This window comes from Amycolatopsis sp. N2S4-7, from assembly GCF_058119595.1.
The window spans coordinates 1,817,254-1,837,747 of sequence record NZ_CP172299.1 but is presented as its reverse complement, the minus strand read 5'-3'; the positions used below and the strand labels follow the sequence as shown (position 1 = coordinate 1,837,747).

The following is a 20,494-nucleotide window of genomic DNA, read 5'->3' as shown; positions in this document are numbered from 1 at the left end:
GGTGGCGCCGGGCGCCGGTCACGACCGGGTGTCGCGGGCCAGCCAGGCGGACAGGGTGGTCTCCGCCAGGTGCGCGCCCGGCCCGGGCAGGAGGTCCTCCGGCCCGGGCACCGCGCCGAAGTACGGCGCCTCGGGGTCGGTGACGACCTGGCGCGGGTCGGAGCGCGCGGTCAGCACGGTGCGCACCCACTCGTCGAGGCCGAACACCTCCGGGCCGGCGACTTCGGTGATGCCGCCGACCGGCCGGCCGGCCGCGGTCCGGCCGACGGCCGCGGACACCTCGGCGGCCGCCATCGGCTGCACGCCGGCGCCCGGCAGCCGCACGACGCCGTCGGTGGTCGAGGTGTCCGCGATCCCGCCGGCGAATTCGAAGAACTGGGTGGCGCGCACGATCGAGAACGGCAGGCCCGACTCGGTGATCAGCCGCTCCTGCGCCACCTTGGCGCGGAAGTAGCCGACGTCCGGCTGCCGGTCCGTGCCCACCACCGACAGCGCGACGTAGTGCCCGACGCCCGCTTCCTTCGCGGCGTCGACGAGGTTGCCGGTCGAGGTGCGGAAGAAGGCCATCACGTCGTCGTCGGCGAACGACGGCGAGTTCGACACGTCGACCACGACGTCCGCACCCCGCAGCACTTCCTTGAGCCCTTCGCCGGTCAGGGTGTTCACCCCGGTGCTGGGGGCGGCGGGCACCGCCTCGTGACCGTGCTCGGTCAGCCGGGCGACGAGGTTCGTGCCGATCAGACCGGTTCCGCCGATGACGACGACCAACATGTCCGTTCCTTCCGCTTGGCGCCCCCGGCCGGCCCGGGATGGCTGCGCACCCACTAGGACAAGGCAGCGGGTCCGTTCGTGACAAGGCTCCGCAGCTTGGCGGGATTGAGCACCAGCCAGAGGTCGGTGATCACCCGATCGCGGGTCCGCCAGAGGACGACCGCGCCCACCTGGCCGTCCACCTCCGCCACGAGACCGGGGCCGCCGTTGATGGACCGTTCGTGCAGGTGCGTGCCGCCCAGGAGCGTCAGGACGGCCGCGGTGACGGCGGCGCGCCCGTGCACCGGCCGCTCGGCGGTGCGCAGCCTTCCGCCGCCGTCGAACCAGGCGGTGACGCCGGGCGCGAGGAGCGCACCCAGCTCGGTGGCGGAGCCGTCCGCGCAGGCGGCGCGGAACCGGTGCGCGACCTCGTCGGACGGCGCGGCCCGCGGTGGCGGGGGATCGGCGAGCCACCGGACGCAGCGGCGTCCCGTCGCCCGGGTCAGCCAGCCGGTCGGCGACGCGACGGCGGCGCGTTCGGCGGTGCCGAGGGCGTACCAGCTCCGGTACGCCTCGTCGACGGCCCGGCCGGCCCCGGACCCGGCGAGCCAGGTGGCGACGTCCTGGAGGTGTCGGCGTTCGGCCAGCAGCTCGGCCAGCGTGGCATCGACCATGGCGGGCTCCTCTCGCCCTTCAGGACAAGGCAGCCCGCTCCGCTGTGACGCGGCCCGCACGGCGCCGGTGTCACATCCGCGGGTCCTGCCTTGTCCTGACTCGGGACAGACCGATCGAGGAGGACACCGTGACCATTGACGACCGCTACGCCTCGGGACCGCCGCCGCGGCTGGACGTCGTCGCGACCGTGCCGGGCGCGCCGCAGATCCACGAAAACGCCGAAGCCATGACGATCCTCGTGACGCTGCCGCCGGGCAGCCCGGGCGCGCCGCCGCACCGGCACTCGGGCCCGGCCTACGGCTACGTCCTCCGTGGCGAGATCGTCTTCGAGCTGGAAGGCGAGCCCGAGCGGGTCGTCAAGGCGGGGGAGGCGTTTTGGGAACCGGGCGGGGACGTGATCCACTACCAGGACGGCAACCACCTCGCCGACGCCGAATCCGCGTTCGTGGTGACGATGTTCTGCGTGCCCGGGCAGCCGATGCTCGTGCCGGTCGGCGCGGAAGAGCTGGAGCGGCGCCGCGACCGGCGAGCGCCGCGACCGTGAAACCCGGAGCCGGGAGGGAACCGCACCCATGGAGGATCTCGACGACGCGGCCGCGGTCTTCGACGCGGTGCGGCCCCGGCTCTTCGGCATCGCCTACCGGATGCTGGGCAGCGCCGCCGACGCCGAGGACCTCCTGCAGGAGGTGTGGCTGCGCTGGCAGACGTGCGACCGGTCGGTCGTGACCACCCCGGCCGCCTACCTCGCCACGACAACCACGCGGCTGGCGATCAACGCGACCCGCACGGCCCGCGCGCGCCACGAGACCTACGTCGGCCCGTGGCTGCCCGAACCGGTGGACACCTCGGCCGATCCCCAGCTGGGCGCCGAACGGGGGGCCGCGCTGGAGCTCGCCGTGCTGCTCCTGCTGGAGAAGCTCACCCCGACCGAGCGCGCGGCCTACGTGCTGCGCGAGGCGTTCGACTACCCGTACCGCCAGATCGCCGAAATCGTGCAGACGACCGAGGTCGCGGCCCGCCAGCTGGTCAGCCGGGCGCGCAAGCACCTGGCGGCCGGGCGGCGCGCCCCCGTCGCGCCGCCCGAACAGCGCAAGCTGCTGACCGCGTTCGTCGCCGCGGCCCAGGCGGGCGACTTGTCGACTTTGGAGCAGCTCTTCGCGGCCGACGTGATCAGCTACTCCGACGGCGGTGGCGTGGCGCGGGCCTCGCGCATCCCGGTGCGCGGCGCGACAACCGTGGCGAAGTACGTCCGGGCCTTCGCGAACCGGTTCTGGGACGGCGTGGTGGTGACGCCGGCGCAGGTGAACGGCGCGCACGCCGTGCTGCTTTCGCGGGACGAGGAGGTGTTCGCGGTGCTGACGGTCACCGCGTCGGCCGAAGGCATCGACCAGGTGCTCTGGCAGATGAACCCCGGCAAGCTCGGGGCCGCCGTCGCCGCCTGAACCCCGCCGGGCCGCCCGGCGAAGACGCTCGCCCGATTGCCGCGGTCGGCGTCCCACGAGGTCGCCTGGCCGAGGTCCGCGGGAACCGGCAGCTCGCCACCGGGCCGAGCGCCGTGCGCACCAGTGCGGCGGCCGCTGCGGAGGGCGCGGTGGTGGAGGCCCTCACGAGGGGCGCGGCACGAGCGACGGGCCGGCGTACCGGGCGCGCAACGCCTTCTTGTCCGGCTTGCCCAGCCCGGTCATCGGCAGCGACGCGGCCACGAGCACCTGCTTGGGCACGTGCACCGGGCCCTTGCGCTCCCGCACGGCCGCCTGGATCTCCGCGGTCAGGCGCTCGATCGCGCCGTCGTCGCGGGCGTTGTCGTCGCGCAGCACGACAACCGCCGTCACGGCCTCGCCCCACTTGTCGTCGGGGGTGCCGATCACGCCGACCTGCGCGACCGCCGGGTGCTCGGCCACGACGTCCTCGACCTCGCGGGGGAACACGTTGAACCCGCCGGTGACGATCATGTCCTTGACGCGGTCGACGATGAACCAGAAGCCGTCCTCGTCCTCGCGGGCGACGTCGCCGGTGTGCAGCCAGCCGTCGCGGAACGTCTCCGCCGTCACCTCCGGCAGGTTCCAGTACCCGCCGGCGAGCAGCGGGCCGGCCACGCAGATCTCCCCGGGCTCGCCCGGCGGCACCGGCGCGCCCTCGGCGTCGAGCAACGCCGTGCGCAGGAACGCCGACGGCCGCCCGCAGGAGGAGAGCCGTGCGTCGTCGTGGTCGCCCTTGGCGAGGTAGCTGATCGCCATCGGTGCCTCGGACTGGCCGTAGTACTGCGCGAAGATCGGCCCGAACCGGTCGATCGCCTCGCGCAGCCGGACCGGGTTGATCGACGCGGCGCCGTAGTAGACCGTCTGCAGCGACGACAGGTCGCGGGTGCGCGAGTCGGGGTGGTCCATCAGGGCGTAGAGCATGGTCGGCACCAGCATGGTCGCGGTGATCCGCTGTTCTTCGATCACCCGCAGGACCTCGGCGGGGTCGAACTTCGGCAGCACGACCAGCGACCCGCCCTTGAGCAGCGTCGGCGCGAAGAACGCCGCGCCGGCGTGCGAAAGCGGCGTGCAGATGAGGAACTTCGGCGCCTCGGGCCACTCCCACTCGGCGAGCTGGATCTGGGTCATCGCCGCCATCGCCTGCGCGGTGCCCATGACGCCCTTGGGCTTGCCGGTCGTCCCGCCGGTGTAGGTGATCGAGACGACGTGGTCCGGCGGGAGGTCGACGGGCACCAGCGGCCGCGGCTCGAAGGCCGCGGCGGCCGCGGTCAGGTCCTTGCCGACGTGGGCCAGCGGCTCCGGCACCGGCCCGATGGTGAGCACCTGGGTCAGGCCCGGGACCTTGTCGAGCAGGCCGAGCGCGCGCTCGACGAAGGCGGGCACCGGGTCGACGACCAGCGTCGTGATGCCGGCGTCGCCGAGGATGTAGGCGTGGTCGTCGAGCGAGCCGAGCGGGTGCAGGGCCGTCCGCCGCGAGCCCTGCAGCTGCCCGGCGGCGATGACGAGCAGGACTTCGGGCCGGTTCAGCGACAGCAGCGCCACGGACGCGCCCGTGCCCGCCCCGAGGGCCTCGAAGGACTGGGCGTACTGGCTGACCTGCTCGGCGGTCCCGCCCCCGGTCATCGTGGTCTCGCCCAGCACCATGACCGGCTTGTCCCGGTGCCGCTTCAGCGCGGAGACGACCAGGTGGCCGAGGTGGTTCGGATACCGCATCGCCTGCTCGTCCATCCCGGTCCCTTCCACGGCGCCAGACTAGAACGCGTTACTGTTTTCGGCAATATACCCGCTCTTGGCAAGAGTTGTCCGCATGGATGTGGAGTGGAACAGGTTTCATTCGACGGGGACGACCTCGAGGCTCGCCAGGCATCGCCGACCTGAGCGGCGCCCCTTGCCGGCCGACGGCGGCGTCGGTGACGGCGTTCGCGACACTGGTGCCCTGGGGCGGCGCGGCGCCGTCGGTGGGCCGTCGCCGCTGAACTTCACGATCCCGCCGTCGCGCTCGACACGACCGCACCCCCGACGACGAGCCCGCCCCCGGGAACCCCGGGAGCGGGCTCTCCGTCTCAAATGGACGGAACCGGTGCCGCCGCTGCTCGAGCCACCGCTTCGTCGCGGTCCGGCCGCAGCAGGTAGCCCGCCTGCACGGCACGGTCCGCCGCCGCCGTGAACTTGGCGACGTACGTTGCGTGGTCCGGGTACAGCTGCCGGATCCGGGCGGACGACAACGGCGTCGTCGTGCCCAGGAGCAGGCACGCTCCCGGCACGTTGCCGCCGCTGTTGTTCGGCGCGTAGGCCGCCACCGGGGCCTCCAGATCGGGCAGCCGGATGCCGCCGAGGGCGTTCTGGTCGCTGTCCCGGCGGATGATCAGGCCGAGGAGCATCGAGATCGGCGGGGCCGTCGGCGGGGCCGCGCCGCCCCGGGCCCAGCGGTCCAGGTGCTGGAACGCCGCGTTCTCCGCGTAGCGGAACGTCATGCTGTTGACCGGCTTGTCGCACGTCGTCGGGGCGCCGTTGTTGATCGACTTGTCGCGGGCGTTGGCCGCGTTGTACAGGTTCAGCCCGTACTGGTCGGCGTGCGCGGTGCCGGCGACCTCCCACGTGCGCACCCGCGCCGTGTCCTGCCGCACCGAGTTGGAGGCGATGACGTCGGTCTCCGACTGCAGGACGAACACCGGGACGCCGAGATCGGTGCGGATCCGGGCCGACAGCGGCCCGACGACGCCGTCGCCGATCGGGGCCGCCAGCGCCGCCCGGCCGTGGATCATCAAGCCGTCGTAGACGTCGCGCACCGGCTGGATCGCGTTGGCGTACGTGGTCAGCCGCAGCGCGGACTGCGAGTGCCCGGTGGCCAGCACGACGGCGGGCGCCCGGCCGCCCAGCAGCTGCGGGTTCGCCCGGACCGCCTGCGCGGCCTGCGAAAACACGTCGTACGAGAGCGCGTCGCCGCTGAGGTTCACCGCGCCGTACCGCGCCGGGTCGAGGCTCTTCAGCTTGTCGGCCCCGGCCTTCTGCGTCGTCACGCCGACGTAGGCGTAGCCCTCCCGGACGAAGTGTTCGTACGACTGCGAGAAGTCCACCGGGATGTCGACGCCGAAGCTGACGTTGAGCCACTCGACGACGACCGTGCCGTTGAACCGGGCCGCGTCGCGCGGCCGCACGACGACCAGCCGGGTGGTGTAGGGGTTGCCGGTGGTGTCGACGCGCGTGGCCCAGCGGCCGTCGTCGGTCCACAGGCCCACCTGGGCGTACGTGTCGGCCTGGCCGGACAGCAGGTACTCCTCCTCGACGTACCCGCGGGAGGCCAGGTCGAGGACGCCTTGGGCGCCGCTGACCGGCCAGCCCTTCCCGGCGTTCGCGGGGATCGGCGTCACGGTGGGGGCCGGCGCGGCCTGGGCCGTTCCGGTGAACACGACGGCCGGCAGGAGCACGGCCAGCAAGAGACACAGGGCTCTGCGCATGGGGGGACACCCTCCTGATGGTGGACGGCGGCGCGAGCGGCCGGTACCGTCCACATCGGACACGGATGAACGGACGCGGTGGCCGTTCCCGGGACGGCCACCGCCCTTCGTCTCTACTCGCCACGCAGGGCCCAGGCAACGGCGTGCCGGTGGACCCGGCCGAAAGCACGCCGGGGTGCTCAGGGACCTGACAAAACCCGGGTCCCGGTCACTCACACGGAAGAAAACCGCCTTTATGGCCCGCAACCTTGCGCCGCGTCACTCGTTGCGCGACTATCGCGGGACGTTCTGCACGTGCAAGCGCACGGGCGAGGGGGTGTGGTGACCGAGGTGGCGCCGGCGGTGGCCGGGACGACGGACGTCCCGAGCGACGCGGTCTTGATCGAAGCGGTGCGCGGCGGCGACATCGCGGCGTACGGCGAGCTCTACGACCGGCACTTCGTCGCCGCCAAGCGGGTGGCCGCGGCGATCGCGGCCGACGCGGCGGAGCGCGACGACCTGGTCGCCGAGGGGTTCACCCGGGTACTGCGGATCCTGCGCTCCGGCGAGGGCCCGGACGAGGATTTCCGGCCGTACCTGCTGACGACCATCCGGAACACGATGATCAGCTGGCGACGGCGCGATTCCGCCGTCTCCCTGGTCGCCGAGGTCCCGGACGTCCTGCCGGGCACGGCGAGTGACGACAGCGTTGGCAACCGGATGCACGCCACCGTCGCCGCGGACGCGTTCGCTAGCCTCCCCGAACGGTGGCGGACCGTGCTGTGGCGCACCGAGATCGAGGGCGAGGCGCCCGCACGGATCGCCGAGGACCTCGGGATGACGCCGAACGGCGTCGCCGCGCTGGCCTACCGCGCCCGCGAGGGGCTGCGCCAGGCCTACCTGGACCAGCACGTCCCCGCCGCCGGGCGGCGCAACTGCCGGATCGTCTCCGCCCAGCTGGCCCGCTGGGTGCGCGACGGGATCTCCGACCACAAGGCGCACCGGATCACCACCCACCTGGACCGCTGCGCGGACTGCCGTGAGCTGGCCTCCGGCCTCCGGCAGCTCAACGAGGAACTGCCCGCCGGCATCGCCCCGCTCATCCTCGGGGTCCCGATCGTCTCGCAGTGGCTGTCGACGACGGGGTCGCTCGCCTCTTCGGGCGCCGCCGCCGCGGGGGCCACCGGCACGAGCGCGTCCGCCCTGTCGTGGGCCACGGCGGTGAAGGTCGCCGCCGCGGGCGCGGCCCTGGTCACGACGGTGACCATCGGCGCGAGCACCTCCGCCGACGCGCCGTCGCCGCCCGGTGCGGAAGGCTCGACGACACAACCGGTCCAGACCGGTCCCGGCACGCGGGACCCGGCGGCTCCGGTGGGGCCCGCCGGGTCGTCCGGCGCGGAGCAACCGACCGCGTCGGGCCCGCAGCTCACGTCGGTCCCGGGTGCTCCGCCCGAGGGGACGGCCGCCGCCGGGGAGTCCGGGGCGTCCGGGGCCGCGCAGGGCCCCGGGACAGCCACGAAGGACAAGCAAGCGGCGAAGGAGTCGAAGCAAGCCGCGAAAGAGTCGAAGCAAGCGGCGAAGGAGTCGACGAAAGCCGCGAAAGAGTCGGAGAAGGCCGAGAAGACGAAGCAACCTGAGGGGTGACCCGGCCCCGGCGCGGGGCCGGGTCACCCGCTCAGCAGGGCTGCAGCAGCCAGCAGAGCCGGTAGTTCGCCTGGTACGTCGCCGAAGTCGGCGGCGCGACGATGTTCTGCGTCCGCGCCCCGCCGTGCGCCCAGCTGGTGAAGGCGTACTTCAGGTTGAGCGGCGGCAGGTTCTGCGGGCTGTTCGCGCTGATCGAGTTGGCGGACCCGACGATCACCGTCCGGGAGAACGGCGTGCGCTGCTGGGTCCCGCCTACGGTGAGCATCGCCTGGCTGGGGTTGGACGCGAAGTTCAGCGTCACCGTCTTCGGCTGCAGGTCGACCGTCTTCGTGCCGGTGCGGCCCGTCGAGTCCGTCGCGGTCAGCGTCAGCTGCAGGTACGACGGGTACTCGTGGTCCGGTGCGACGAACGACCCCGAAGCGACCCCCGTGAAGTCCTGGACGTTGTGGGTGTGGCAGGTGCCGTTGGCCGCGCAGTGCCGGATCGCGAGCCGCCAGGACAGCGCCGAGGGCGGCAGCTGGCCGTCCTGGGCGTCGATCGCCCGGCCGGCGAAGGACACGGTCTGCCCGACCGACCAGGTCAGCGCGGCGTCGGGCGCGTCGATGACCGGGACCGGGTCCAGCCCGGCCGGGGTCCCGATGGTCACCCGGACTGTCGTGGTCGCCGTCGCGCCGTGGGAGTCCGTGACCCGCAGGCCGGCGTCGACGGCCGCCGCGGTGGCGTAGGTCCAGGTGGGCCGCGGTGCCGCCGAATCGTCGTACGCGCCGTCGGCGTCGAGGTCCCAGGCGTAGGACAGCACGTCGCCGGCGTCCGGATCGGTGGAGCCGGTGCCGTCGAACTGGACGGTCAGCGGCGCCGGTCCGCCGGCGGGCGTCGCCGTGGCCACCGCGACCGGCGGCCGGTTGGTGCCGCCGGGGTAGCTCACGCGGCGGAGCTCGCCGCTGCCCAGCGCGACGTAGAACAGGTCGCCGCCCGGCCCGGTGAGGACCTGCACGGGTACGTTGACACCCGTCACGAACGGCACCAGGCTGCTCGGGCTGGGCTGACCGCCGACGGTCCGCATCGCCCAGATGCAGCCGCGCGAGGAGTCGGCGAAGAACAGCGCCCCGGCGTACTCGGCCGGGTAGTTGCTGCCCGATTCGAACGCGATCCCGCTGATCGAGGAACCGCCGGTGGGACACGGGTCGCTCGCCACGACCTTGGCGCTGTGGTTGTAGGCGTAGTACGGCGCGGTCTGGCCGCCGGCGGAGTACAGGGATTCGCAGCGGTCGAGGTTGGCGCCGTCGTAGCCGGCCTGCCGGGCGCTGCCTTCGAAGCAGGGCCAGCCGAAGTTCTCCGCCACGCCGCCGACGTCGGTGACGCGGTTGATCTCTTCCCAGGTGTTCCAGCCGACGTCCCCGGCCCACAGCTCGCCGGTCCCCGGCCGGAACCCGAACCGGAACTGGTTGCGCGAACCGTAGGCGATCACGCGCCGGGCGTTGGCGTCGGCGCTGCTCGCGAACGGGTTGCCGGGCAGGCCGGCGCCGGTGTCCGGGTCGATGCGCAGCAGGGCGCCGTTGAGCAGCACGGGCTGCCCGGCCGCGCGGCGCGGCGACTGCGAACGCAGCGCGCCCCCTTCGGCCGTGGGCGGGGCGAGGTTGGTCCCGGCGGGCGAAGGCGGGTCGGCGCACGGGTTCCCGACCTGGCCGTAGTCGGCGAAGTTGAAGCTGGCGCCGTCACCGCCGCCCGCGTACAGGGCGCCGTCCGGGCCGAAGGCCAGGGCGCCGACCGAATGGCTGGGGAACTGCTGGCACCAGCCGGTGACCAGCGGTTTCTCGCTGACCGCGGTGCCGGCCGAACCCATGGTCAGCTGGGAGACGCGGCCCGTCACGACGCAGCCCTGGTCGGTCGCGCCCGGCGGGGTCGGGCAGGTGTCGCCCCACTGCGGCGCGGTCCCGCCCGGCAGCGCGTCGAGCGTGTAGGAGACGTAGACGTAGGGCCGGGCCGGGAAGCCGGGGTCGACGGCCAGCCCGAGCAGGCCGCGGTCCCAGAAGTCCTGGGTCGGGGTGCGCAGGTCGGCGAACACGGTCGCCGTCGGGTCGGCGAGGGAGTCGAAGACCTTGACCAGGCCGCTCTTCTCGGCGACGAACACCCGCCCGTCGGGGGCGAACGCCGCGGCCGTCGGCGAGCTCAGGCCGCCGATCGCGACCGTGTCGGCGAACCCGGTGGGCACGGCGGCGGCGGGTGCGGCGGCGGCGACGGCCACGGCGAGGGCGCCGACGAGCGGCGCGACCACCCCCGCGGCCAGTGCGCGTCTTGATCTTCGCGGAACCATGAAGCGACGAGAACCCATCACGAACTCCTGGTGCGCCGGGGACCGGACAAGCGCGAACGCTGTCCCCTATGGCGCGAGAAGTCCGAAAGTTGTTACACCGCACCCAAAGATGCGCACGAACGGCCGATTCCCGTTGGGGGGAAATAACTTACGGGCGCTGGTTGATCCGGTCCCGCCGGGCGGCCATCCTGGACCGGATGTCCGTGAGCGAGGAGGCCGCCCGTGACCATGAACGCCTGGCGCGTCGTCCGCCCGGGGCCGATGGCTTCGGGCCCGCTCGAGTGGGCGCGGGTCCCGGTGCCGCGGCCCGGGGCGGGGGAGCTGCTGGTGCGGGTGCTGGTGTGCGGGGTGTGCCGGACGGACCTGCACGTCGCCGAGGGTGACCTGCCGGTCCACCGGCCGGGCGTGACGCCGGGGCACGAGGTGGTCGGCGAGGTCGTCGCGGCCGGCGGGGACGTCCCCGGGTTCGCGCCCGGGGACCGGGTGGGGATCGCCTGGCTGCGGGAGACGTGCGGGCGGTGCCGGTACTGCGTGCGCGGGCGGGAGAACCTGTGCCCGGAGTCGCGCTACACGGGCTGGGACGCCGACGGCGGGTACGCGGAGTTCGCGGTGGTCCCGGCCGCGTACGCACTGGCGTTGCCCGAGGGGTATTCCGACGACGAGCTGGCGCCGCTGTTGTGCGCCGGGCTGATCGGCTACCACGCCCTGGTGCGGGCGGAGCTGCCCGGCGGAGGACGGCTGGGGATCTACGGGTTCGGCGGGAGCGCGCACCTGACGGCCCAGGTGGCGATCGCCCGCGGCGCCACGGTGCACGTCATGACCCGCAGCGCCGAAGCCCGCGAGCTGGCACTGGCCCTGGGCGCGGCCTCGGCCGGGGAGGCCACCGAGCCGCCACCCGAACCCCTGGACTCGGCGATCCTCTTCGCGCCCGTGGGCGAGCTGGTGCCGCCGGCGCTGGAGGCGCTCGACCGCGGCGGGACGCTGGCCATCGCGGGCATCCACCTGTCCGACGTGCCGCAGCTGAACTACCAGCGGCACCTGTTCCAGGAGCGCCAGGTGCGCAGTGTCACGGCGAACACGCGGGCCGGGGCACGCGAGTTCCTCTCGTTCGCCGGCGGGCACCGGTTGAGCGTGAGCACGATGCCCTACGCGTTGGACGCGGCTGACCGGGCGTTGGCGGATCTGGCTGGGGACCGCGTGAACGGCGCGGCGGTGCTGCGGGCGGGCTGAGGGGCTACCGCCGGGCGGCGCTGTGCGGCCACTCCGTGCGTGAGCCTGCGCCTTGGCGCGGCTGACCGGGCGTTGGCGGATCGCCGCGGATGGCGTGAACGGCGCGGCGGTGCTGCGGGCGGGCTGACGAGCTACCGCCCGGCGGGGCGGTCCCGCCACTCGGCCAGCAGCGCGCGCTCGGCGCCGGTCAGTTTCGGGGCCAAGCCGGCGAAGTCCGTCGTGCCGTCCGCGGGAACCGCTTCCGCGTCCGTGAGGATCTCGCGCAGCACCGCTTCCCGCAGCGCGTCGGCGAGGCCGGGGTCGCGGTCCTCCGGCGGGCTCGCCAGCAGCGTGAGCACCGCGCCGGTGCCGGCGGCGTGCACCAGTTCGACGGCCCGCCGTTCGGGGACGCGGAGCTGGCCGGTCTCGGCGATGCGGTGCACCCGGGCGCGCAGGACCGCCAACCCGGCTTCCGCCGCCGGTGAGCTCCGGCCGGGCGTGACCAGGAGGCCGAACAGCGCCGGGTTGGCGAGGCCGAAGGCGAGGTGCGCGTCCCAGCCCATCCGGAGATCCGCGACCGGGTCGCCGGTGCCCCGGTCGAGGGCCTTCCCGGTGACGTAGCCGGTGAAGACGTGCTCGGCGACGGCGTCGAGCAGCGCGTCCTTGTCCTCGAAGAACCGGTAGATCGCCGGCGCCTGCACGTCGGCCGCCTGGGCGACCGCGCGGATCGTGACCGCGGCCGCACCCTGCTCGGCGAGGAGCCGCGCCGCCGTCTCGACGATGTTCGCCCGCGTCTCGGTCCGGCTCTTCATGGTTTCGATGATAACGCACACTTGCTATCGATGGTGTTAACGTGGTTATTATCGACGTTAGACAACCGAAAGGGTGCACCATGATCGTCATCACGGGGGGAACCGGCCGGCTCGGCTCCCAGATCGTCGACCAGCTGCTGCGGCGGGTTCCGGCCGGCGAGGTCGGGGTCAGCGTCCGGGATCCCGGCCGCGCGGCCGCGCTCGCCGCCCGCGGGGTGCGCGTGCGGCGGGGCGACTTCGCCGACCCGCGCTCCCTCGCTGAGGCGTTCGAAGGGGCGACGCAGGTGCTCGTCGTCTCGACGGACGAGACGGGGGAGGTGGCGATTTCCCGCCACGCCGCCGCGATCGAAGCCGCGCGGGAGGCGGGCGCGAAGCGCGTTCTCTACACCAGTCACCAGGCCGCCGCCGAGGACTCCCTCTTCGCGCCCATGCCCGACCACGCCGCGACCGAGCGCCGGCTGGCGGCGACGGGGTCGCCGTTCACCGCGCTGCGCAACGGTTTCTACGCCAGTACGGTCCCGCTCCTGCTGGGGCAGGCCCTGCGGACCGGGGAGCTGGTGGCGCCGGCCGACGGGCCCGTGTCGTGGACGGCGCACGCCGACCTCGCCGAAGCGGCGGCGGTGATCCTCGCCGACGAGGGCCGGTTCGACGGGCCGACCCCGCCGCTGACCGCGCCCGTCGCACTCGACCTCGACGACGTCGCCCGGCTGCTCACCGACCTCGCCGGACGCCCCGTCCGGCGCGTCGTCGCCGACGACGACGAGTGGGTGGCCACCCTGACCGGGCACGGCGTGCCCGCCGACCGGGCCGGCCTGCTGCTCGGCATGTTCCACGCCGCCCGGCGCGGCGAGTTCGCCGCCGCCGGGCCGGAGCTCGAACTCCTCCTGGGACGTCCGGCCACGCCGCTCCGGACGGTCCTCGCGGAAGCGGTCGATGATCACTATGAACGCGGTGTATAAACCCCGTGTACAGTCACCCGCATGTCGATCGGACTCACCCTGCTCGGGCTGCTGGAGAACGGACCCCGGCACGGATACGACCTGAAACGCGCCTATGACGACCGGTTCGGGCACGACCGCCGCGTCCACTACGGCCAGGTCTATTCGACCCTGGCCCGGCTCCTGAAGCAGGGCCTCGTCGAGGCCGACGGCGTCGAGGTGGACGGCGGCCCCGAGCGGAAGCGCTACGCGATCACCGACGCCGGGGTCGCCGACGTCGGCAGCTGGCTGGCGACCCCGGAGAAGCCCGACGCCTACCTGCACAACACGCTCTACACGAAGGTGGTGCTCGCCCTGCTGTCCGGCCGGGCCGCTGCCGAGGTCCTCGACGTCCAGCGGGCGGCCCACCTGGACGCCATGCGCGAGCTGACCCGCCGCAAGACCGCGGGCGACCTCGTCGACCAGCTGATCTGCGACCACGCGCTGTTCCACCTGGATGCCGATCTCCGGTGGCTCGAGCTGACCGCGGCCCGGCTGGACCAGCTGGCGAAGGAGATCTCGTGACCGCCCCGGAGGTACTTCTGGAGGCGGCGCAGGTCCGGAAGGCGTACGGGCCGACGGAGGCGCTGGAGTGCGCGAGCCTCGGGGTGCGCGCGGGCGAGATCGTGGCGCTGATGGGGCCGTCCGGGGCGGGCAAGTCGACCCTGCTGCACTGCCTGGCCGGGATCGTCCGGCCCGACGCCGGCACGGTCCGCTACGGGTCCGCGGACCTCGCCGCCCTGTCCGACCGCGCGCGGTCGGCCCTGCGCCGCACCGACTTCGGGTTCGTCTTCCAGTTCGGCCGGCTGGTCCCGGAGCTGACCTGCCTGGAGAACGTGGCGTTGCCGCTGCGGCTGAACGGGGAGCGCGGGCGGGCGGCGGCGCAGCGGGCCCGGCGGATGCTGGCGGAGCTCGACCTCGACGACGTGGCGGGCAAGCGGCCGGGGGAGGTGTCCGGCGGGCAGGGGCAGCGGGTGGCGGTGGCCCGCGCGCTGGTGACCCGCCCGCGCGTCGTCTTCGCCGACGAGCCGACGGGTGCCCTGGACTCGCTCAACGGCGAGCAGGTGATGCGGCTGCTGACCACCGCGGCCCGCGAGCGGGACACGGCGGTGGTGCTGGTGACGCACGAAGCGCGGGTGGCGGCGTACTCCGACCGCGAAGTCGTCGTGCGTGACGGCCGGACGCGCGAGGTGGCCCGGTGATCCGGCGGTGGACGGCCGACTTCGCGTTGGGCGTGCGCCTCGCGCTCGGCGGGGGCGGGGCGCGGACGGCGCTGGTCCGGCTCGGCCTCACCGCGGCCGGAGTCGGGCTCGGCGTCGTCGTCCTGCTCACCGCCACGTCGCTGCCGCACATCCTCGACGCCCGCGACAACCGGGCCGCCGCGCGCACGCCCGTCGCCGGGGCCGTAGCGGGGGTGGACCCGGTGTCCGTCGTCCGGCGGGAAGGCGAGTTCCGCGGCCGCGGGCTGCAGGGCTACCTGGTGCAGCCCACCGGCCCGCGGCTGCCGGCCGCGCCGGGCGTCGACCGGCTGCCGGGACCGGGCGAAGGGGTGCTGTCCCCGGCCCTCGCCGCGCTCCTGCGGTCGCCGGAGGGGGAGCAGCTGCGCCCGCGGTTCCCGCAGCGGGTGATCGGCACCATCGGCGAGGCCGGGCTGACCGGACCGAACGAGCTCTTCTTCTACCTCGGCTCCGGTTCCGTCGCCGGGCAGCCGGAAGCGGCCGCGGTGAGCGGGTTCGGCGGCGCGCCCGCCCGGCGCGCCCTCGACCCGCTCGAGCTGCTGCTGGTCGTGGTCGGGGCGACGACCTGCCTCGTCCCCGTGTTCGTCTTCATCGTCACCAGCACCCGGCTCGCCGCGGCGTCCCGTGACCGGCGGCTCGCCGCGTTGCGGCTGGTCGGCGCGGACCGCGGCCAGGTGCGCCGGATCGCCGCCGGTGAGGCCGTGCTCGGCTCCTCCGCCGGGGTCGTGCTGGGCGTGGCGCTGTTCCTGCTCGTGCGCGTGCTCGTCCCGCGGATCACCGTGTCGGCCGTCCGCGGCGGCATCTTCGGCACCGACGTCGTGCCCGACTGGCGCCTCGGCGTCCCGGCGTTGCTGGCGCTGCCGCTGCTGGCGTGCGCGGCGGCCTTCTTCGCGCTGCGGCGGGTCGTCATCGAGCCGCTCGGGGTCGTGCGGCGCGGGACGCCGGCGCGGCGGAAGCTGTGGTGGCGCCTGCTGCCCGCGGTCGCCGGCGGGGCGTTGCTGATCAGCCGGCCGGGCGCCGAAGACGGCCAGGAGCCCGCCGTGGTCGCCGGCGTGGTGCTCGTGCTCGCGGCCGTTCCGGTGGTGCTGCCGTGGCTGGTCGAGCGCGTCGCGGGTGTCCTCCGTGGCGGCTCGCCCGCGTGGCTGCTCGCCGTCCGCCGGCTCCAGCTGGACAGCGCGACGGCGGCGCGCCTGGTCAGCGGGATCGCCGTGGTGCTGGCCGGATCCATTGCGCTGCAGGGCGTTTACGCCCGCGCCGAGAGCGAACAGCCGCCGGCGCGGGATGCGCGGGTGCTGGCGACCTTCGTCGCCACGAGCCTCGCGGACACCCAGGCGTTCACCGCCGCCCTCCGCGCGCTGCCCGGGGTGGGCGACGTGCCGGTGCGCACCCTCGGCCGCCTGGAGAACGCGGCGGGGGAGCAGACCCAGGTCGTCTTCGGGAGCTGCGGCGAGCTGCGCTCACGCGCCGCGCTGGCGGACTGCCGCGACGGCGACGTGTACGCGGCGGGTACCCCGGAGCCCGGCACCTACCGGCCCGCGCCGGGTGACCGGGTCTGGTTCGGCGGCGCGCGGCGCGCCGACCCGGCGCTCCCTCCACAGTGGACGATCCCGGCGACCGGCTTCCACCGGGTGCCCCGGGCGCAGGACGCGCCGTCGTCGCTGCTCGTCACCCCGGCGGCACTGGCCACGGCCACGAGCGTCGGGCTGGCTTCGGCCACGACGATCCCCGCCGCCACGCCGGACCTGGTGGAGCGGGTCCGGAACCTGGTGGGCTGGAACGGCACCGTCTACTCGCTGGGGACGGAACGCGACGGCACCTACTCGCTGATCACCCGGGTGCTGTCGGTGGGCTCGATCCTGGTCCTGCTCTTCGCCGCGGGCAGCCTGCTGATCGCGGCGTGGGAGCAGCTGCGCGAACGGCGGCGCAGCCTGGCCACGCTCGTGGCGAACGGCGTCGGCCGCGGCGTGCTCGCCCGGTCCCTGCTGTGGCAGCTGGCGATCCCGGTGGCGGTGGCGGTGGTCGTCGCCGTGCTCGCCGGCCTCGGCCTCGACTGGCTGCTGCTCACCCTGGTGGTGCACCGCCCGATGGTGGTCGACGTCCCGGCGATCGCGCTCCTGGCGGCGACCGCGGCGGCCGCGGTGCTGGTCGTCACGGCGGCGACGCTGCCGGCGCTCTGGCGGACGGCGAGCCTGGAGCACCTGCGGGAGGAGTGACCCGCGGCGGCTTCAGGACAGCCGGTCGAGCAGGGCGGGCAGCGCGCGGACGTCGTCGACGACGTGGTCCGGCTCCGGGGCGCCGTGGGCCAGGTCCTCCTCGCGGAACTTGCCCGTGCGCACCAGCACCCCGGTGATCCCGAGCGCCTGGGCGCCGCGCACGTCGGCGTCGATGTCGTCGCCGACCAGCACAGCGTCCTCGCGGGCCACGCCGAGGTCGCCCAGCGCGGCGTCGAACAGCGGGGCCGACGGTTTCCCGATCACCGTCGCCTCGGTGCCGGTCGCCGCTTCCAGGCCGGTCAGGAACGCGCCCATGTCCAGGGCCGGGCCCTCGGCCGTCTGGTAGCGCGTGTTGCGGTGCAGGGCCAGCAGCGGCGCGCCGGCCAGCACCAGCCGGAACGCGTGGTCGAACTGCTCGTAGCCGGTGGCGGGCCCGGCCCCGCCGAGCAGGACGACGTCGGCGTCGCCGGTGACGACGGCCACGCCCTCCAGGTCCGCGCGGAGGTCGCCGTCGTTGACCACGAGCACCCGCGCCCCCGCGTGGTGCTCCGCGAGGTGGCGGGCGGCGGCGGAGACCGCGGTGTGGACCGCGCCGGCGCCGACGTCCATCCCGGCGTCCGCGAGCAGCCGCGCGATCTCGCGGCGCGTCCGCGACGACGTGTTCGTGACGAGCCGGAACGGAACCTCCCGGCGGCGCAGCTCGGCGACGACGTCCGCGGCGCCGGGCAGCGGCTCCCAGGAAACGGTGAGGACGCCGTCGATGTCGAGCAGTACCGCGCGCACGGCCATGGTGCCGACGGTACCGCGTGACCGCCCCGGTGCTCTCCGTGCTGTGTTGACACGGCCGCTCGGCGGGTGTCAGTATCGGGATTAATCCGATTGGAAACGTTTCCAATTACTCCTCCCGGACCTGGAAACGTTTCCAACCCCATACCCGAGGTAGAAGCGACGATGACGTCAACACGCGCCACGCTGCTCCAGGTGGCCGAGCGCGCCGGGGTCTCCCTGGCCTCGACCTCCCGCGCGCTGCACGGGACCGGGGCGAGCAAGGCGATGGTCGAGCGGGTCCGCGCCGCGGCCGCCGAGCTCGGCTACAGCGCGGACGCGATCGGGCGGTCGCTGCGGCTGAAGAAGACCTTCCAGGTCGCCTTCGCGGTCGCGGACATCGGCAACCCCGTCTACGTCGAGATGATGCGGGCCATCCACGAAGTCCTGGAGCCGCACGGCTACCGGGTCGTCGTGATGACCACCGGCGACACGGCCACGTCGACGACCGAGCTGGTGCGCAGCCTCAACAGCGGGTTCGTCGACGGCATGATCGTCAGCCCGCTGCGCACCGACGACCGGCTGATCCGGGAGATCCAGCAAGCGCCCGTCCCGGTTGTCGTGATCGGGCGGGCGATGGACGACCGGGGCATCAGCTCGGTCTCCACCGACTCGGCCGGCGGGATCGGCGAGGCGGTCCGCCACCTGCACGCGATCGGCCGCCGCCGCGTCGGCTTCCTCAACGGCCCGCTCGACACCACGCCGGGTGCCTCGCGCCAGCGCGGGTTCGACGCCGCCGCCGGAGCGGTCGCCTTCGACCGCGTCGACCAGGAGGTCGCCGCCGACTTCACGGTGACCGCCGGGCTCGACGCCGCCCGGACCCTGCTGGCCCGGGAAAGCCTGGACGCGCTCGTCGCGGCGAACGACCTGCTCGCGATCGGGGCCATCCGCGCGGTCCGCGAACTCGGGCTGTCCGTGCCGGAGGACGTCGCCGTCACCGGCATGGACGACACGGAGCTCGGCCGCGTCTTCCAGCCCAGCCTCACCAGCGTGTCCCTCGGTTCGACCGAACGCGGCCGCGCGGCCGCGCGGATCATGCTCCGGCTCACCGACGACCCGGACCACGAAGCCCAGCAGGTCGCCGTCGGCCCGGAGCTGCGGGTGCGCGAGTCGACCGGGGGTGCGCGATGACCGCGACCTTGACCCGCCCGCCGTCGGCGAAGCCGCGCCGGACGCCCGCGCTGGCCCGCACCCGGCGGCGCGAGGCGATCGCGCTGGTGCTGCCGTCGCTGATCCCGATCCTCGTGCTCAGCGTCGCGCCGCTCGTCGTCGGGATCTTCCTGGCGTTCACCGACGCCCGCCTGGTGCGCCATCCGGACTACGCCTTCGCCGGGGTCGACAACTTCACGAAGCTCGTCGGCAACGACCTGTTCTGGGACTCGCTGCGGATCGGGATGATCTGGACCGTCGGCGTCACGCTGCTGCAACTGGCCGCCGCGATGGGCCTGGCGCTGCTGCTGAACTCCGGGCTGCGGCTGCAGGGCCTGACGCGGGTGCTCGCGCTCGTGCCGTGGGCGATGCCGCCGGTCGTCGTCGCGATCATGTGGCAGATGATCTACTCGGCCAACGGCGGCCCGCTCAACGCCTTCCTCGGCAGCGTCGGGCTGCCCGACGACGTCAACTGGCTCGGCGACTTCTCGACCGCGCTGCCCGCCGTGATCGTCGTCGGCGTCTGGGTCGGCATGCCGCAGACGACCGTGACGCTCCTGGCCGGCCTGCAGCAGATCCCGGCCGAGCTGCACGAGGCCGCGTCGGTGGACGGCGCGGGCGCGTGGCGGCGGTTCACCGCCGTGACGTGGCCGAGCCTGCGGCCGATCGTCACGTCGATCACGTCGCTCAACTTCATCTGGAACTTCAACTCGTTCTCGCTGGTCTACGTGCTCACCGCGGGGGGACCGGGCGGCAAGACGATGGTCCCGGTGCTGTTCATCTACCTCGAAGCCTTCAAGAACCGCGAGATCGGCTACGCCGCCGCGATGGGGCTCGTGCTCGTCGTCGTGGTCGTGCTCATCCTCGCCGTGTACCTGCGGTCGCAGTTCCGCGACGACCGCGCCGTGAAGGGGCGCTGATGCGAACTCTGGTACGCCCGGCCCAGTACGTGGCCCTCGCGCTGTACATCCTGTTCCTCGGTTTCCCGTTGCTGTGGCTGATCTCCGCGTCGGTGAAGTCGTCGGGCGAGCTCAACTCGCTGACGGTGAGCCTGCTGCCGAGCGAATGGCACTGGGACAACTACACGGAAGCGCTGCGGAAGCAGGGCCTGCTCCGGTCCGCCGGCAACAGCCTCGTGGTGGCGCTGGCCTCCACCGCGCTGTCGGTCGTCATCGCCGTGCCCGCGTCCTACGTGCTGGCCCGGCTGAAGGGCAAGGTGCGGGCGGCCGGCGTCGGCTGGATCCTGGTCAGCCAGGTGTTCCCGGTGGTGCTGATCATCCTGCCGCTGTTCCTCATCCTGCGGACCCTCGGCCTGGCCGACAACCTCGCCGGCCTGACGCTGGTGCACACGACGTACATGCTGCCGTTCGCGCTGTGGATGCTGCAGGGCTACGTCGCCGCGATCCCGGTGGAGCTCGAGGAGGCCGGGGCGATGGACGGCGCGAGCCGGCTGACCGTGCTGCGCACGATCGTGTTCCCGCTGCTCGCCCCCGGCGTCGTCGCGACCGCGATGTTCAGCTTCGTCTCGTCGTGGAACGAATTCTTCTTCGCGCTGGTGCTGCTGCAGTCGCCGGAGAACTACACCCTGCCCATCACGCTCAACATGTTCGTCGGCGGGGAGGGCAAGGTCGCCCTCGGCCCGCTCGCCGCGGGCGCCGTGCTCGCCGCCATCCCCAGCATCGTCTTCTTCAGCATCCTGCGGAGAAAGCTCACCAGCGGCCTGATGGCCGGGGCGGTGAAGGGATGACTTTCCTTACCCCACCAGAGAAT

The 20,494-nt window shown here is 73.8% G+C and carries 18 protein-coding genes; 11 read left to right on the top strand and 7 right to left on the bottom strand.

Annotated elements, in window-relative coordinates:
• Window positions 1-18: 18 nt before the first annotated feature.
• Entirely contained in the window at window positions 19-771 is a 753-nt protein-coding gene (locus ACH54P_RS08380; RefSeq protein ID WP_489911766.1) for an SDR family oxidoreductase, read from the bottom strand.
• A 53-nt stretch (window positions 772-824) separates the two neighbouring features.
• A complete protein-coding gene (locus tag ACH54P_RS08375) occupies window positions 825-1,424 on the bottom strand; it encodes a sigma-70 family RNA polymerase sigma factor family protein (RefSeq protein ID WP_489911765.1) in 600 nt (199 codons plus the stop codon).
• A 128-nt stretch (window positions 1,425-1,552) separates the two neighbouring features.
• On the opposite strand from ACH54P_RS08375, the gene ACH54P_RS08370 reads away from it, so the two are divergent.
• Together ACH54P_RS08370 and ACH54P_RS08365 are read left to right on the top strand one after the other, a co-directional pair.
• A complete protein-coding gene (locus tag ACH54P_RS08370) occupies window positions 1,553-1,969 on the top strand; it encodes a cupin domain-containing protein (RefSeq protein ID WP_489911764.1) in 417 nt (138 codons plus the stop codon).
• 28 nt (window positions 1,970-1,997) lie between these two features.
• Window positions 1,998-2,867, top strand: coding sequence for an RNA polymerase sigma-70 factor (locus ACH54P_RS08365; protein WP_489911763.1), 870 nt, complete (start codon window positions 1,998-2,000; stop codon window positions 2,865-2,867).
• 162 nt (window positions 2,868-3,029) lie between these two features.
• On the opposite strand, the gene fadD8 is transcribed toward ACH54P_RS08365, so the two are convergent.
• Window positions 3,030-4,649 (bottom strand): fatty-acid--CoA ligase FadD8, encoded by a 1,620-nt coding sequence (fadD8, locus tag ACH54P_RS08360; RefSeq protein WP_489911761.1) that lies wholly within the window; start codon window positions 4,647-4,649, stop codon window positions 3,030-3,032.
• Window positions 4,650-4,969: 320 nt separating this feature from the next.
• Entirely contained in the window at window positions 4,970-6,364 is a 1,395-nt protein-coding gene (locus ACH54P_RS08355) for an alpha/beta hydrolase domain-containing protein (RefSeq protein WP_489911759.1), read from the bottom strand.
• Window positions 6,365-6,685: 321 nt separating this feature from the next.
• Here ACH54P_RS08355 and ACH54P_RS08350 point away from each other — a divergent pair, with 321 nt between their 5' ends.
• The gene (locus ACH54P_RS08350; protein WP_489911758.1) at window positions 6,686-7,987 is read left to right on the top strand and encodes a sigma-70 family RNA polymerase sigma factor; all 1,302 of its coding nucleotides are present in this window, start codon (window positions 6,686-6,688) and stop codon (window positions 7,985-7,987) included.
• Between the two features lie 31 nt (window positions 7,988-8,018).
• Here ACH54P_RS08350 and ACH54P_RS08345 read toward each other — a convergent pair whose 3' ends face one another.
• The gene (locus ACH54P_RS08345) at window positions 8,019-10,319 is read right to left on the bottom strand and encodes a PQQ-dependent sugar dehydrogenase (protein WP_489911757.1); all 2,301 of its coding nucleotides are present in this window, start codon (window positions 10,317-10,319) and stop codon (window positions 8,019-8,021) included.
• A gap of 210 nt (window positions 10,320-10,529) precedes the next feature.
• Between ACH54P_RS08345 and ACH54P_RS08340 the strand changes: the two genes are divergently transcribed.
• Complete coding sequence (locus ACH54P_RS08340; protein WP_489916361.1) at window positions 10,530-11,531, top strand: zinc-binding alcohol dehydrogenase family protein; 1,002 nt, start codon at window positions 10,530-10,532, stop codon at window positions 11,529-11,531.
• 131 nt (window positions 11,532-11,662) lie between these two features.
• Here the strand turns inward: ACH54P_RS08340 and ACH54P_RS08335 are convergent, their stop codons facing one another.
• Window positions 11,663-12,322: a TetR/AcrR family transcriptional regulator gene (locus ACH54P_RS08335; RefSeq protein WP_489911756.1), complete on the bottom strand. Its 660-nt coding sequence runs from the start codon at window positions 12,320-12,322 to the stop codon at window positions 11,663-11,665.
• 80 nt (window positions 12,323-12,402) lie between these two features.
• Between ACH54P_RS08335 and ACH54P_RS08330 the strand changes: the two genes are divergently transcribed.
• The 4 genes from ACH54P_RS08330 to ACH54P_RS08315 are packed head-to-tail and all read left to right on the top strand — an operon-like array spanning window position 12,403 to window position 16,750.
• A complete protein-coding gene (locus tag ACH54P_RS08330; protein ID WP_489911755.1) occupies window positions 12,403-13,281 on the top strand; it encodes an NmrA family NAD(P)-binding protein in 879 nt (292 codons plus the stop codon).
• Between the two features lie 21 nt (window positions 13,282-13,302).
• Window positions 13,303-13,824 (top strand): PadR family transcriptional regulator, encoded by a 522-nt coding sequence (locus ACH54P_RS08325; protein ID WP_489911754.1) that lies wholly within the window; start codon window positions 13,303-13,305, stop codon window positions 13,822-13,824.
• A complete protein-coding gene (locus ACH54P_RS08320; protein WP_489911753.1) occupies window positions 13,821-14,501 on the top strand; it encodes an ABC transporter ATP-binding protein in 681 nt (226 codons plus the stop codon). Before ACH54P_RS08325 ends, ACH54P_RS08320 begins: the two co-directional genes overlap by 4 nt.
• The gene (locus tag ACH54P_RS08315; protein ID WP_489911752.1) at window positions 14,498-16,750 is read left to right on the top strand and encodes an FtsX-like permease family protein; all 2,253 of its coding nucleotides are present in this window, start codon (window positions 14,498-14,500) and stop codon (window positions 16,748-16,750) included. The genes ACH54P_RS08320 and ACH54P_RS08315 overlap by 4 nt, the downstream gene beginning before the upstream one ends.
• Before the next feature lie 12 nt (window positions 16,751-16,762).
• On the opposite strand, the gene ACH54P_RS08310 is transcribed toward ACH54P_RS08315, so the two are convergent.
• A complete protein-coding gene (locus tag ACH54P_RS08310; RefSeq protein WP_489911751.1) occupies window positions 16,763-17,539 on the bottom strand; it encodes a TIGR01458 family HAD-type hydrolase in 777 nt (258 codons plus the stop codon).
• Between the two features lie 162 nt (window positions 17,540-17,701).
• Between ACH54P_RS08310 and ACH54P_RS08305 the strand changes: the two genes are divergently transcribed.
• Genes ACH54P_RS08305 through ACH54P_RS08295 form a run of 3 tightly spaced genes read left to right on the top strand, consistent with a single transcriptional unit; the run spans window position 17,702 to window position 20,471 of the window.
• Window positions 17,702-18,706 (top strand): LacI family DNA-binding transcriptional regulator, encoded by a 1,005-nt coding sequence (locus ACH54P_RS08305; RefSeq protein WP_489911750.1) that lies wholly within the window; start codon window positions 17,702-17,704, stop codon window positions 18,704-18,706.
• Complete coding sequence (locus ACH54P_RS08300) at window positions 18,703-19,644, top strand: carbohydrate ABC transporter permease (RefSeq protein WP_489911749.1); 942 nt, start codon at window positions 18,703-18,705, stop codon at window positions 19,642-19,644. The genes ACH54P_RS08305 and ACH54P_RS08300 overlap by 4 nt, the downstream gene beginning before the upstream one ends.
• A complete protein-coding gene (locus tag ACH54P_RS08295; protein ID WP_489911748.1) occupies window positions 19,644-20,471 on the top strand; it encodes a carbohydrate ABC transporter permease in 828 nt (275 codons plus the stop codon). The genes ACH54P_RS08300 and ACH54P_RS08295 overlap by 1 nt, the downstream gene beginning before the upstream one ends.
• Window positions 20,472-20,494 lie beyond the last annotated feature (23 nt).

Excerpts from the sequence above, each read along its gene's own strand:
- ACH54P_RS08305 (WP_489911750.1), top strand. The coding sequence starts at position 17,702 with ATGACGTCAACACGCGCCACGCTGCTCCAGGTGGCCGAGCGCGCCGGG.
- ACH54P_RS08310 (WP_489911751.1), bottom strand. The coding sequence starts at position 17,539 with ATGGCCGTGCGCGCGGTACTGCTCGACATCGACGGCGTCCTCACCGTT.
- ACH54P_RS08325 (WP_489911754.1), top strand. The coding sequence starts at position 13,303 with ATGTCGATCGGACTCACCCTGCTCGGGCTGCTGGAGAACGGACCCCGG.
- ACH54P_RS08335 (WP_489911756.1), bottom strand. The coding sequence starts at position 12,322 with ATGAAGAGCCGGACCGAGACGCGGGCGAACATCGTCGAGACGGCGGCG.
- ACH54P_RS08380 (WP_489911766.1), bottom strand. The coding sequence starts at position 771 with ATGTTGGTCGTCGTCATCGGCGGAACCGGTCTGATCGGCACGAACCTC.
- ACH54P_RS08365 (WP_489911763.1), top strand. The coding sequence starts at position 1,998 with ATGGAGGATCTCGACGACGCGGCCGCGGTCTTCGACGCGGTGCGGCCC.
- ACH54P_RS08295 (WP_489911748.1), top strand. The coding sequence starts at position 19,644 with ATGCGAACTCTGGTACGCCCGGCCCAGTACGTGGCCCTCGCGCTGTAC.
- ACH54P_RS08330 (WP_489911755.1), top strand. The coding sequence starts at position 12,403 with ATGATCGTCATCACGGGGGGAACCGGCCGGCTCGGCTCCCAGATCGTC.
- ACH54P_RS08345 (WP_489911757.1), bottom strand. The coding sequence starts at position 10,319 with ATGGGTTCTCGTCGCTTCATGGTTCCGCGAAGATCAAGACGCGCACTG.
- ACH54P_RS08375 (WP_489911765.1), bottom strand. The coding sequence starts at position 1,424 with ATGGTCGATGCCACGCTGGCCGAGCTGCTGGCCGAACGCCGACACCTC.
- ACH54P_RS08340 (WP_489916361.1), top strand. The coding sequence starts at position 10,530 with ATGAACGCCTGGCGCGTCGTCCGCCCGGGGCCGATGGCTTCGGGCCCG.
- ACH54P_RS08300 (WP_489911749.1), top strand. The coding sequence starts at position 18,703 with ATGACCGCGACCTTGACCCGCCCGCCGTCGGCGAAGCCGCGCCGGACG.
- ACH54P_RS08355 (WP_489911759.1), bottom strand. The coding sequence starts at position 6,364 with ATGCGCAGAGCCCTGTGTCTCTTGCTGGCCGTGCTCCTGCCGGCCGTC.